Source organism: Mongoliibacter ruber, from assembly GCF_003003005.1.
Taxonomy (GTDB): Bacteria; Bacteroidota; Bacteroidia; order Cytophagales; family Cyclobacteriaceae; genus Mongoliibacter; species Mongoliibacter ruber.
Map to the genome: position 1 here is coordinate 386,211 of NZ_PVTR01000003.1, position 12,686 is coordinate 398,896.

The window sequence follows — 12,686 nt, forward strand, 5'->3', positions numbered from 1 at the left end:
TTTAGCTTTGTACATTGATGAGGGATTCTCTTCTTCTCATCTTTCCTGCCGGTAGGCCATACATCATCTTAAATCTTCTACAGAAATAAGCTGTGTCTTTGTAGCCAACCTCTTTTCCAATATCCCTGATACTCTTTTTGGAAGTTCTCAGCAGTTCAACCGCAGCTTCCATTCTTTGATATTCTATATAATCCTGGGGATTGATACCTGTCAACATTTTGAAATACTGACCTACATAATCTTCAGACACATTGGCCACTTTTGCCAAAACCTTGTTAGAAAGGTCCCCACCAATGTTTTTCTTGATATAATTGAACAAGTCTATCAATCTAGGATCTTTGAAATAAGTACTGTTGGTGGACAATTCTTCCATAAACAGTCTGTTTTTCAAAATATGTCTGACAATCTCAATTACCAATAGCTCAGTATGGATTTTCATCACCCTTTCCTTTCCAGGTGTATTCTGTTCTGTCTCCTTCACCATGTCTTCTACTATGGTTGCTATCCTGTCATTGAACCTGATTGCAAAAGGTGGAATTCCTAAAGAATGGAAAAAGTTGACTACATCAAATACTTTAGCTTCAAAAGTTACTATGGTAACACAGTCTTCGTCTGTATTTTTAATGTCTCTAAAGCTGATGGTCTGTAAATACTTTCTCTTGTTATCTAAAAAAGCATCATTGACTACTTCATTTTTCTTAGAGGCTGCGCCAAAGGCTACAGACGATTTTCTATTTGCAGGAATAAACAATATTTCACCCTCATTCACCAACTCTTGTTCATCCCCAAATTTCAAACTCCCTTGATGAAGTAAAATCAAAGTATTCTCAGCATCGTGGTAGTCCAGTACATGCACAGGCTTCTCTATCCTGTAGTTATTTCCTCTTAAAAATCGGACACCAACTGATTCAATGACTTTATTGTAATATTCCATGATATAGGTTGATTAAGGTTTTTTTCCAAAACTATAATAATTTTCTATAATCAAGCAGAATTATTAAATAAAAAATCAGAAAAAATAAAAAAAAGGCATAAAAACCAGTTTTTATGCCCATAATTTGGAAGATTTCGATATTAGCTTAAAATGCTTCGTGATATGACTATTTTTTGAATTTCACTAGTTCCTTCATAAATCTGCGTAATTTTTGCGTCTCTCATAAGGCGCTCTACGTGGTATTCTTTGACATAACCGTAACCTCCATGTACTTGAATTGCTTCTACCGTGACATTCATTGCAACTTCCGAAGCGTATAGTTTTGCCATGGCGCTGGCATCCGAATAATCCTTGCCTTGATCCTTGAGCCATGCGGATTTATATACCAAAAGCCTAGCTGCTTCAATTTGTGTAGCCATATCCGCCAACTTAAATTGAATTGCCTGATGTTGACTTATTGGTTTCCCGAATGCTTTTCTCTCTTTGGAATAAGCTAATGCCAATTCATATGCTCCGGATGCAATCCCAAGGGCTTGGGCAGCTATGCCAATCCTACCTCCATTGAGTGTCTCCATAGCAAAACGAAACCCAAAACCCTCCTCTCCTATCATATTTTCTGCAGGTACTTTGACATCTGAAAACATCAAAGAATGCGTGTCAGATCCTCGGATACCAAGTTTATCTTCTTTTTTGCCTATCACAAAACCTTCCCATTCCTTTTCTACGATAAAAGCTGAGATGCCTTTATGCCCTTTTTCTGGATTGGTCTGGGCTATCACGAGGTAAACACTTGCTGTATTCCCGTTGGTAATCCAGTTTTTGGTTCCATTTAAAATATAATGATCCCCACTTTTTTCAGCAGTGGTTTTCTGAGAGGTCGCATCAGATCCAGCTTCCGGTTCTGAAAGACAAAAAGCACCAATAACCTCGCCTGTTGCCAATTTTTTCAAATACTTCTCTTTCTGAGCTTCACTGCCATACTTTTCCAAGCCCCAACAAACCAATGAATTGTTGACAGACATAGAAACAGAGGCAGAGGCATCAATTTTTGAAATCTCCTCCATGGCTATCACATAGGAGATGGTATCCATTCCTCCTCCATTGTACTTTGGATCCACCATCATGCCCATAAATCCCAACTCGCCCATCATTTTGATCTGCTCGTATGGAAACCTCGCTTCGGTATCTCTCTCAATTACTCCAGACAAAAGCTCTGACTTGGCAAAGTCTCTTGCAGCATCCCGCACCGCTAAGTGCTCCTCTGTATATTCAAAATGCATATTTTATTTGGGTTTAAATATTTTGGATTGGAATATAGTTACAAAAAAAATAAGGGACAATTTCTTGCCCCTTAAAGTAAACTCATTTTATGAATTTGAGTTTCCAGACCCTTAATCTCTATTGCCAAAAAAGATCATGATGTAATAAGCCAAGGTAGCCAATGCTGCCAATGCTGCCACCACATATGTCATGGCTGCCCATTTTAAGGCATCTTTTGACATAGCGTATTCATCCGCTGTAACCACATTTCTTTCTTTGACCCATGCCAAGGCTCTGGCACTTGCGTCAAATTCCACAGGCAATGTCACTAGCGTAAATAAGGTCATGATACCATAAGCTCCTACTATGATAAAACCAATAAGCTCATAAGGCAAGCCAATAAAAGCTCCACCAAAAAGAGAAGCGATCAAAACAATATTCAATATTTTACCACTTGCATTCTGAACAGGGACCATCGCAGAGCGAAGGTTAAGCCATGTATAGGCAGTAGCGTGTTGGATTGCGTGACCACATTCATGAGCCGCAACTGCCGCAGCGGCTGCGTTCCTACCATAATACACGTCAGGACTTAAATTAACGGTTTTGTTGGCAGGATTGTAATGGTCAGTCAATTGACCTTCTACAGATAGTACCTTCACATCACCCACATTATTATCAGCCAACATCAATTCAGCAATCTCTTTTCCTGAAAGATTTGCTTTAAGGGAGGTCTGTGAGTATTTCTTGAACTTGCTTTTCAGCCTTCTGCTCACTATAAAACCTAGTGCAGCGAATACAATTACAATTAGTATGATCATATTTTGATAATTTTACTTACTCTGTTACGAATTTATAAAGATTTTGATGTCTTCTCAGAAGTAATTTTAAAGAAAAAAACTATGCAAATCAATCCAGTGACTATAATCGTCAATACCTGACTGGTGTGGATAATCACAGCAAAGATTTTTCCCTCCTCATTACTCAATCCATAAGCCATCAAAATAAAAGCCACTAATGCATGAAAGGTCCCAATTCCTCCCTGAACAGGTGCCACCATGCCAATACTACCCATTACCATGACCATGAGCAAAGAACTCAGTGACAAACTGGCAGTGGAAGGAATGGCCCAGGCAACAAATAACAATGCAAAATAATACGTCACCCAAATCGCTGTGGAACTCGACCAGAAACCTAGCTGATTGTGGACTTTCTTCAAACTCATCAAGCCAAAAACAAGGTCTCTTATAAAGTGTCTGGCTTTTTTGACTATTCCTGCATCTTTATATTTCTGAAATAAGAGGTACAGAAAAATAACAGCAATAAGCCCACCCCCTATCACAATTGGTAGGATGTTCAGCATTTTTTCATAGAGCCCTCTTACAGAAACCAAATCTGTAAACAGATTCACAAACAAGCTATTTTCTAAAATGAAAGCTAGAATAATGGTGAACACCATAAACAATAGGTCTATGGTCCTTTCCAAAATCACAGTTCCAATCAAAGTACCCATTTGATTTCCCTCCATCTTAGAGACCACTCCACACCTCGCTACTTCACCGGCACGGGGTACAAGAAGGTTGGTCAGGTAACCGATCATCAGGGCTACAAAAGACTTTCCCGTATCAATACTGGTATCCTCAGAAGCTTCTATCAGGAGTTTCCACCTCCAAGCCCTCAAGTAAAACCCAAAAAGTGACACCACTATAGAAGCAGCAATCCAGAAGAAAGAAGTTTCACGCAATGCATCAACCAAGCTTTGGAATGATATGTCCTTATACAGAAACCAAAATATCCAAATGGCTATTGCAAGAGAGACCAATACTTGAATCCACTGCTTCTTGCTCAGTCTCACATCATATCAGTTTGTTGTGGTCATCCGGGAAAACAACCACAGGTTTGTATTGTTTGGCTTCTTCAAAGTCCATCGAAGCATAAGAAATAAGGATGACAACATCACCTACCTGAGCTTTTCTGGCAGCAGGTCCATTCAAACAAATCATGCCACTTCCCCTTTCACCCTTGATGACATAGGTCTCAAGCCTTTCACCGTTGTTGATGTTTACGATCTGCACTTTTTCATTTTCAATGATATTGGCAGCATCCATTAAGTCTTCATCGACCGTGATGCTACCTACATAGTGCAGTTCTGCTTGCGTAATCTTTACCCTGTGGATTTTTGATTTAAGTACTTGGATATGCATTTTGGTAGTATATTTCCTTTAATCTTCAATTACTGTAATGTTATCAATCAACCTGACATCTCCTACATAGGCTGCTGTGCAGATCGAACAGGAGGCAGAAGCCTCAATAGAATTTATTTTTTCCATTGTAGCGGAATTCACCAGTTCAAAATATTCGAGTCGGATATTTTGAGAAGAAAACCGATCCTCAATTTGGTTTCGGATGCTTAACCAATCTTTGCCCGCTAAAAGTTCTGATTTTGCAAAAGTGAGTGACTCTATCAGTATAAGCGCCTCTTTCTTTTCCTGAATGGAAAGACGCATATTCCTTGAAGAAAGCGCCAATCCACTTGCTTCCCTTACCGTAGGCAAAGCAATTATTTCCACATCCAAAGAAAGGTCATAAATCAATTGCCGGATGACGGCCACCTGCTGCAAGTCCTTTTGACCAAAGAAAGCTTTGTGAGGATTAACAATATTTAACAATTTGGCTACTACGACCCCTACACCACTAAAATGTCCCGGGCGAAATTCCCCTTCCAAAGTATTATCCAAGCCCTCAAAAACCATTTTTAAACGGGGTGTACGGGGATAGATCTCCTGTATTTCAGGCAAAAAGAGACAGTCTACCTCAATTTCCTTCAATAAAACCATGTCTTTGTCCAAAGTCTGCGGATACTTGTCAAAGTCCTCAGTGTTATTGAATTGGGTCGGATTCACAAAGATTGAAACAACTACATAATCAGAATATAATTTTGCTTTTTTTATCAAGTCCAAATGCCCCTCATGTAATGCGCCCATTGTAGGCACAAAACCAATTGAAGTTTGGCTATTTTTAAGAATAGAAAGTTCTGATTTTACAGCCTCTTTGGTTCGGAGGATTTTCAAGGTATTGTATTTTTGGAATGTAAAATAGAGGCAAAACTATATCATAATCTAATATAACAATGGCTTTACCACTTTTTTTTTGTAACTTTGTACGTATTTTATTCCTTAACAAAACTTTAACAAGATATGTCAAAACTCCGTATCCTCTACGTTGCTAGCGAAATCAATCCATTTCTAGAAACTTCTGAAGTTGCAAACTTCGTGAGAGCCCTTCCTCAAGCGATGCAGGAAAAAGGAATGGAAATCCGTATTCTTGTTCCGAGATTTGGATTAATTAACGAAAGAAAAAACAGACTTCATGAGGTAGTCAGACTTTCTGGAATTAATATTGCAGTCGGAGAGGAGGAGAAACCATTGATCATCAAAGTGGCTTCTATCCCTAACGCCAAACTTCAGGTATACTTCATAGACAATGAAGACTATTTCCAGAGAAAAAGCGTTTTCCATGACAAGCAAGAAAAATTCTACGAAGACAATGACGAAAGAGCCATTTTCTTCTGTAAAGGAGTAATTGAAACTGTAAAAAAACTAGGTTGGGCCCCGGATGTGGTGCATTGTAATGACTGGATGACCAGCTTGATACCAATGTATCTCAAAACGACCTACAAAAACGAGCCTTTATTTAAGGATACAAAATCAGTGTTTGCTATATACAACACAGGTTTTACCCATAAATTTGGCGACGATTTGTTAGAAAAAGTGAAAATGGTGGATATCGATGATGCCATTCTTGCTCCTCTCAAATCAAAAGATTACGAAGGCTTCCTCAAAATAGGAATGGAGTATGCCGACGTGGTCATCAAGAGCGACGAAATATCTGAAAAACTAAGCCTACTCATAGAAGAGTGCTCTAAAGACAAGAAGTGTGAGATTAATAGCGAAGAAGACGAACAACTTTTTGAAAGTTACTACAACATCTATACTGACCTTGCCGGCTAAGCTGGTTATAGGTCTATTTATTTCATTTACCATAGCAAGTTCATGTGCAGATCCTTCCACTGTCGGACTGGAACTGGACCCAAACAATAATCAGATAGGGGTTTCTTTTGTAGAGATTCCCCTTTCTGCTTCTGTGGTATTGCAGGATTCGTTCAGAACCACCAATCCCGTTCACTTTGTCTTTGGGAGTGATGAGAGTGACTTCTTTGGAAATACTGAAGCCAAGTCCTACACAAGGTTATTTTTCAATAGAGAAATCCCTAGACCGGCTGCTAATGCTGTACTGGATTCCGTCAAATTCAATTTCAATATCAGGTCAGTCTTGGCGGATGAATTCAATTCTGAAAAAACTATCCGAGTTCATCAGCTGAAGGAACAGATTAGAGATGTAATTTATTACAACTTCAATTACCTGGAATATGAATCAGAGCCATTTCTGGAAACCAAACTTGATCTTTCTGAAAGAAGGGACACTATTATCAGTGTAATGGCTGACAATGGGTTCACCAGAAAAATTTTCGACGATTTAAAAGAGGGATCTGCTTTTCAGGACATCTTTACTTTCAGAGAATACCTTCCCGGAATAGTTTTTACTGGCAGTGAAGATGAGAATGTATCGCTGACACTTCGCCCCGGGAATAATACAGGGATGATATTCTTTTACAGAAATGAGGGAGACACTGTGTCCAGAGTCTATCCGATCTCTACCGGTGTCAACAATAATGTAGCAAGGCACTTCAATCAGGTTATAAGAAACCCTGAAGGAAGTAATTCCGAAGGTTTAAAAGAGCCATGGATTTCCTATGACCTTGATGGGGGCAAAGCAGGTTCTATGAATAATACCGGAATTTTAGTCAGGATTGACATGAGTCCAATCGATGCATTCTTGGATACGCTCCAAAATGTAACTTTCAACCGGGTATCTCTAGAAGTCGGTCCAATATTAAATTCTACCGAAACCAGAAGACCTCCACAGCTGCACACCATGTACTTTACCAATGAAACAAACAGGGTGCTCTTGAGAAATGATGGTCAACCCATGTCTGTTCATCCTGATAATTTCCCACAAGTCGATCCTGAGACAGATGAGCCAATATGGTCCCAGTCTCCGGCTTATCTGGCTTATGATGCTGAAACTAATATTTACAGACAACTAATTACATCTCATGTGAATGCTATTTATAGGAGAAAGTTCGAAAGAAGGGATTTCTTACTTTATCCAATTGTAGGAAACAATGATGATTACAGACAATCATTACGAAGTTACGTCTTCAACTCGAATGATGTCAAACTAAAAATATATTACTCGACTACCAGAGTCTTGTAGACAGCATTTAATTTACATATGTTGAACAGTCCGATGTCCATTTTTTAAATAAGTGGATTTATCGGACTGTTTTTTGTTAGGTTTTATAAAAAAACTTTAGATTTGATTTTCAAAATTTTTGCTTATGTGTGGAATCGTTGCATATGTCGGGCAGCAAGATGCTTTGCCCATTATTATTAAAGGTTTAAAAAGACTGGAGTACAGAGGATATGACAGTGCCGGTGTGGCACTCCTTAATCCAAATGGACTGACAGTCTACAAGAAAAAGGGGAAAGTTTCCGAATTGGAAAACCACCTTCTTTCTCAAGAAAATCTACTTTCAAAAATCGGTATCGGGCACACCCGCTGGGCTACTCATGGAGAGCCTAATGATGTCAATGCCCACCCTCATTATTCATCGAATGACCAATTCGCCATGATTCACAATGGTATCATCGAGAATTATGATGTATTAAAGACCGATTTGATCAATAAGGGTTACAAGTTTCATTCAGAAACAGACTCAGAGGTTTTTATCAAGTTTATTGAAGATATCTACGCCAACAATGACTGCAGCCTTGAAGAAGCAGTAAGACTTGCGTTGCATAAAGTGGTTGGGGCTTATGCCATAGTTTTGATGAATAAGGAAGAACCTGACACCCTGATTGCTGCAAGAAAAGGATCTCCTTTGGTAATCGGTGTTGGGGATAATGAGTATTTTCTGGCATCTGATGCTACGCCTATCATTGAATATACCAATCAAGTAGTCTATTTGGATGACTATGAAATTGCGGTGATCAGAGATGGCAAATTGCAGATCAAAACGATAGAAAATGTAGAAACCAATCCATATATCAATCAATTGGAGATGGAATTGGAAGCTATCGAAAAGGGTGGCTATGAGCATTTCATGTTGAAAGAAATCAATGAACAGCCAAGGTCGATTGCTGATTGTATGCGTGGAAGACTTGATGCCCAAAATGGACGATTGGTCTTGGGAGGTCTTCGTGATTACATGAATAAATTCCAAAATGCGGATAGAATCATCATCACTGCCTGTGGCACAAGCTGGCACGCGGGATTGGTAGCAGAATACTTGTTTGAGGAATTTGCCCGTATCCCTGTAGAAGTAGAATATGCCTCTGAATTCAGGTATAGAAACCCTGTATTGAGTGATAAAGACTTTATCATTGCCATATCACAATCAGGCGAAACAGCCGATACTCTGGCAGCCATTGAACTGGCAAAGTCCAAAGGAGCAACCATTTTCGGTGTTTGTAATGTAGTTGGTTCATCCATTCCTAGGACAACTCATGCAGGTTCATACACGCATGCCGGACCAGAAATTGGAGTGGCATCCACCAAAGCGTTTACAGCACAGATCTCTGTCTTGACAATGATGGCGCTGAAGTTGGGATATAAAAGAGGCACTTTACCGGAAAACAGGTACATGCAACTTTTGAGCGAATTGGAAACCATTCCTTCAAAAGTTGAAAGAGCGCTTAAGATGAATGATAAAATTCACGAAATAGCCAAAGAATATAAAGACGCCAGAAACTTCCTATACTTAGGACGTGGGTACAATTTCCCAGTGGCATTGGAAGGAGCCTTGAAACTTAAAGAAATATCCTATATCCATGCAGAAGGGTATCCAGCTGCAGAGATGAAGCATGGCCCGATTGCTTTGATCGATGAGGAAATGCCTGTTGTCTTTATCGCAACCAAAGATTCTTCTTATGAAAAGGTAGTTTCAAATATACAGGAAGTAAAAGCCCGAAAAGGAAAAATCATTGCCGTGGTAACGGAAGGTGATACAGTGGTCAAAAATATGGCCGATCACGTGATCGAAATTCCTGCTACCGAAGAAGCTTTTGTACCATTGATTTCGGTGATTCCATTGCAGCAGCTTTCTTACCACATTGCGGTAATGAGAGGTTGTAATGTCGACCAGCCAAGGAACTTGGCCAAGTCGGTAACTGTGGAGTAAATATCTACCGAAGAGAGAATATTTATTTACCACAAAGGCACGGAGTGCACAGAGTTTTTCTTTGTGTCCTTTGTGCCTCTGTGGTTATTTTTTTATTATAAAGGAATCGCGTTGATTACACGTTTCACCCCATCCATTACTTTTACATTATTAAAGTTTATGATTATCCGCAATCATGCCACTAATCAATTAAACGAGGCTTATTTGGCAAAGTGATACTAATAGATATTGGATATTTATTGATAGTGGTTCGAAATCACAGGTTAATTCCATTATTTAGATTCTTCTGGTATGAAAGCGGATATACATATTAAAGTTTATCAGTAACCCAAGTTTTACACAAAGGGTATTGAGCTTTAAGCACTTCTTAAGCATTTTGTGCTTCATTACTTTCCGTACCATCTTAATATCATTACTATGAAAAGACAGCTACTCTTACTGCTTTGTTTTTTGCCCATCCTGCATGTCGCTTTTGCACAGACAAGCCCCAAGAGCACCACTGATATTCCATTATCCTACTACATGCCTGCCAATTTCACTTACGATGCCACTATACCTGAGCCTCAGGACTTCTTCGGTTTTCAGGTGGCAGAGTGGAATGCAGGTTACGATCAGATTCTTCGCTATTTTGAAAAACTGGCAGAAATTTCCCCAAGAGCGCATTTCCAGATTATAGGACATACCTATGAAAAAAGACCTCAAGCCATATTGACCATCAGTTCACCAAACAACATCGCACAGCTTGATCAAATCAAGGAAGAACGGAAAAAGTTGAGGGATCCAGATGCAAACCTTGATTACAGCAAGACTCCATTGGTCATGGCAGCAGGCTATTCGGTCCATGGCAATGAAGCCAGTGCCATCAACTCTTCTATTTTGGCTGCCTACCATTTTGTCGCAGCACAGGACATAGATGAAGACCTGGAAAACATCATCATCATGATTGACCCTGCTCTCAACCCTGACGGTTACAACCGCTACTCCTCCTGGGTCAATTCACACCGCTCATATAACCTCAATGGAGACAAAGAAAACAGAGAACTTTCCGAAGCTTGGCCAGGAGGCAGAGGTAACCATTACTGGTTTGACCTCAACAGAGACTGGCTGTTGGTCCAGCACCCGGAGTCACGCAATAGGGTGGCTGTATTTCAAGAATGGCTTCCAAATATTTACCTCGATTACCATGAGATGGGCACCAACTCCACCTTTTTCTTTCAGCCGGGCATCCCGACCCGTGACCACCCACTGACTCCAAAGAAAAATATGGAATTGACCGAGAAAATCGGCAATTACCATGCGAAAAGTCTTGATGAAATCGGCTCGCTTTATCACACCAAGGAAAGTTTTGACGAGTATTATTTCGGGTATGGTTCTACTTACCCAGATATCCAGGGTTCCATAGGTATTCTTTTTGAGCAAGCATCTTCCAGAGGTCACTTACAAGAAAGTGACTACGGCCCATTACCGTTTTCATTCACTGTTAGAAATCAATTCAGAACAAGCATCAGTTCCTTCGAAGCGGCAGTGGCCATGCGCGAAGAAATTGTAAAGTTCATGCATGAATACTACAAGGAGTCCATCAATGAAGCAAGTACAGACAGCAATCAAGCTTATATTTTCGGCAGTCAAGATGATGCGGCCAGGAGCTTCCACCTTGCAGAGATGGTCCAACAGCATGATATTGATGTCTATGCCCTCAATGAAGATATCACAGTCAATGGAGTGAATTTTCAAAAAGAAAAAGCCTACATCGTACCGCTCAATCAACCGCAGTACAACCTGATCAAAGCAATGTTCGAAACAAGAACTGAGTTTCAGGATAGTCTCTTCTACGACGTTTCCGCCTGGACAATGCCCATGTCATTTAACCTGGACTATATGGCCATGAGTAGTAGAATCATGAACATCGCCGATGTTAATAAATTGGAAAAAGACTTCAAACTTACAAATGGTCAATTGATAGGTGAGGAAAAGGATTATGCTTTTACCTTTGAATGGCATGATTACTATGCTCCAAAATTGACTTACCAATTGTTGAAAGAAGGTTACTTGGTAAGGGTCGCTCATGAGGAATTCAAATTGGCGGATGGCAAAGAAATGAAGCGGGGAAGTATCATTGTCAGCACAAAGCTGGATGCTGAACCTGAATCCAAATCTAAGCTTTACAGCATATTGAAAAGCCTTGCCGAAGAAAACGCCATTAAAGTTTATGGCATTGCCAGTGGCCTTACAGGTGGCATCAACATAGGGTCTCCCAATATAGATGTGCTTAAGGAGCCAAAAGTAGCCCTATTGGTAAGTAATGGAGTCAACAGTCTGGAGGCCGGTGAAATCTGGCATCTTTTAGACCAAAGAATAGATATGCCAATCACCCTACTCCCAACAGAAAGAATGGGTAGCGCAGACCTGGCAAAATACACGGTTATAGCAATGCCAAATGGCACCTATACCAACCTTGATAGCAATGATCTAGGTAAACTGAAAAACTGGATCAGCGCTGGAGGAACCCTGATTGCAAGGGGCAATGCCCTATCTGTCCTTAACAAGCATGAAGTGGTGACTTTCGATTTTCGAAAAGAAGATGAAGATGCAAAAAAGGAATTGCAACCCTATGAAGACTATGTCAAAAATACGGGTGCCAGATTGACAAGAGGTACGATCTTCAATGCCAAGCTGGACATCAGTCATCCATTGGGATATGGTTATAGCAAGTCAGAAATCTACAGTTTCAGAAATGACAACCAATTTCTTGCTCCATCGAAAAATCCTTATTCCAACCCACTCCTTTATACTGAAAGTCCTTTGGCAAGTGGTTATATCCATCCCGAAAACCTTGAATTCGCCAAGAATTCAGCTGCCCTACAGGTAAAATCATTGGGAAGAGGAAAAGTCATAGCCTTTGTAGACAGTCCCAACTTTAGGGCGATTTGGTACGGAACCAACAAAATGTACCTCAATGCCATATTCTTTGGAGACCTGATCAAATCGGGAACCGCTGATTAGGTTTTCACAACAAACTCTCGAAGGCACAAAGTTTTCACAAATTTCTTTGCTTCGGTTAGTGTCTCCACTAACCGAAGTATAGCTTAGTGCTCTAGTGGGTTAAAAACATTATCTTCCTTGTTGATTTCTTCGCTCCTTCGAGTCTTTTTGGATAATTGACTTTGCGGCTAAATTAAATGAACCTTTTAA

At 40.0% G+C, this 12,686-nt stretch carries 10 protein-coding genes; 4 read left to right on the forward strand and 6 right to left on the reverse strand.

The window, feature by feature from the left end:
- Position 1 precedes the first annotated feature (1 nt).
- From CLW00_RS07345 to panC, 6 genes are all read right to left on the reverse strand, one after another.
- Positions 2 to 934, reverse strand: coding sequence for a helix-turn-helix domain-containing protein (locus CLW00_RS07345; RefSeq protein ID WP_106133006.1), 933 nt, complete (start codon positions 932 to 934; stop codon positions 2 to 4).
- A gap of 140 nt (positions 935 to 1,074) precedes the next feature.
- Complete coding sequence (locus CLW00_RS07350) at positions 1,075 to 2,214, reverse strand: acyl-CoA dehydrogenase (RefSeq protein WP_106133007.1); 1,140 nt, start codon at positions 2,212 to 2,214, stop codon at positions 1,075 to 1,077.
- A 111-nt stretch (positions 2,215 to 2,325) separates the two neighbouring features.
- On the reverse strand, positions 2,326 to 3,012 hold the full coding sequence (locus CLW00_RS07355) for a zinc metallopeptidase (protein ID WP_106133008.1): 687 nt from the start codon (positions 3,010 to 3,012) through the stop codon (positions 2,326 to 2,328).
- A gap of 32 nt (positions 3,013 to 3,044) precedes the next feature.
- Positions 3,045 to 4,046 (reverse strand): lysylphosphatidylglycerol synthase transmembrane domain-containing protein, encoded by a 1,002-nt coding sequence (locus tag CLW00_RS07360; RefSeq protein WP_106133009.1) that lies wholly within the window; start codon positions 4,044 to 4,046, stop codon positions 3,045 to 3,047.
- A 1-nt stretch (position 4,047) separates the two neighbouring features.
- Positions 4,048 to 4,395: an aspartate 1-decarboxylase gene (panD, locus tag CLW00_RS07365; RefSeq protein ID WP_106133010.1), complete on the reverse strand. Its 348-nt coding sequence runs from the start codon at positions 4,393 to 4,395 to the stop codon at positions 4,048 to 4,050.
- 18 nt (positions 4,396 to 4,413) lie between these two features.
- The gene (gene panC / locus CLW00_RS07370; RefSeq protein ID WP_106133011.1) at positions 4,414 to 5,262 is read right to left on the reverse strand and encodes a pantoate--beta-alanine ligase; all 849 of its coding nucleotides are present in this window, start codon (positions 5,260 to 5,262) and stop codon (positions 4,414 to 4,416) included.
- 126 nt (positions 5,263 to 5,388) lie between these two features.
- Between panC and CLW00_RS07375 the strand changes: the two genes are divergently transcribed.
- The 4 genes from CLW00_RS07375 to CLW00_RS07390 all read left to right on the forward strand — a co-directional run bounded on the left by CLW00_RS07375 (position 5,389) and on the right by CLW00_RS07390 (position 12,497).
- Positions 5,389 to 6,201 carry a glycogen/starch synthase gene (locus tag CLW00_RS07375; RefSeq protein WP_106133012.1) on the forward strand — a complete coding sequence of 271 codons (813 nt, stop codon included), beginning with the start codon at positions 5,389 to 5,391 and terminating at the stop codon, positions 6,199 to 6,201.
- A complete protein-coding gene (locus CLW00_RS07380) occupies positions 6,161 to 7,528 on the forward strand; it encodes a DUF4270 family protein (RefSeq protein ID WP_245917191.1) in 1,368 nt (455 codons plus the stop codon). Before CLW00_RS07375 ends, CLW00_RS07380 begins: the two co-directional genes overlap by 41 nt.
- Before the next feature lie 124 nt (positions 7,529 to 7,652).
- Positions 7,653 to 9,494, forward strand: a complete 1,842-nt coding sequence (gene glmS / locus CLW00_RS07385) for a glutamine--fructose-6-phosphate transaminase (isomerizing) (RefSeq protein WP_106133014.1) — start codon at positions 7,653 to 7,655, stop codon at positions 9,492 to 9,494.
- A gap of 417 nt (positions 9,495 to 9,911) precedes the next feature.
- Positions 9,912 to 12,497 (forward strand): M14 family zinc carboxypeptidase, encoded by a 2,586-nt coding sequence (locus CLW00_RS07390; protein WP_106133015.1) that lies wholly within the window; start codon positions 9,912 to 9,914, stop codon positions 12,495 to 12,497.
- Positions 12,498 to 12,686: the final 189 nt, after the last annotated feature.

Coding starts and splice junctions, on each gene's coding strand:
- CLW00_RS07345 (WP_106133006.1), bottom strand. CDS start 934: ATGGAATATTACAATAAAGTCATTGAATCAGTTGGTGTCCGATTTTTA.
- CLW00_RS07350 (WP_106133007.1), bottom strand. CDS start 2,214: ATGCATTTTGAATATACAGAGGAGCACTTAGCGGTGCGGGATGCTGCA.
- CLW00_RS07355 (WP_106133008.1), bottom strand. CDS start 3,012: ATGATCATACTAATTGTAATTGTATTCGCTGCACTAGGTTTTATAGTG.
- panD (WP_106133010.1), bottom strand. CDS start 4,395: ATGCATATCCAAGTACTTAAATCAAAAATCCACAGGGTAAAGATTACG.
- CLW00_RS07375 (WP_106133012.1), top strand. CDS start 5,389: ATGTCAAAACTCCGTATCCTCTACGTTGCTAGCGAAATCAATCCATTT.
- glmS (WP_106133014.1), top strand. CDS start 7,653: ATGTGTGGAATCGTTGCATATGTCGGGCAGCAAGATGCTTTGCCCATT.
- CLW00_RS07390 (WP_106133015.1), top strand. CDS start 9,912: ATGAAAAGACAGCTACTCTTACTGCTTTGTTTTTTGCCCATCCTGCAT.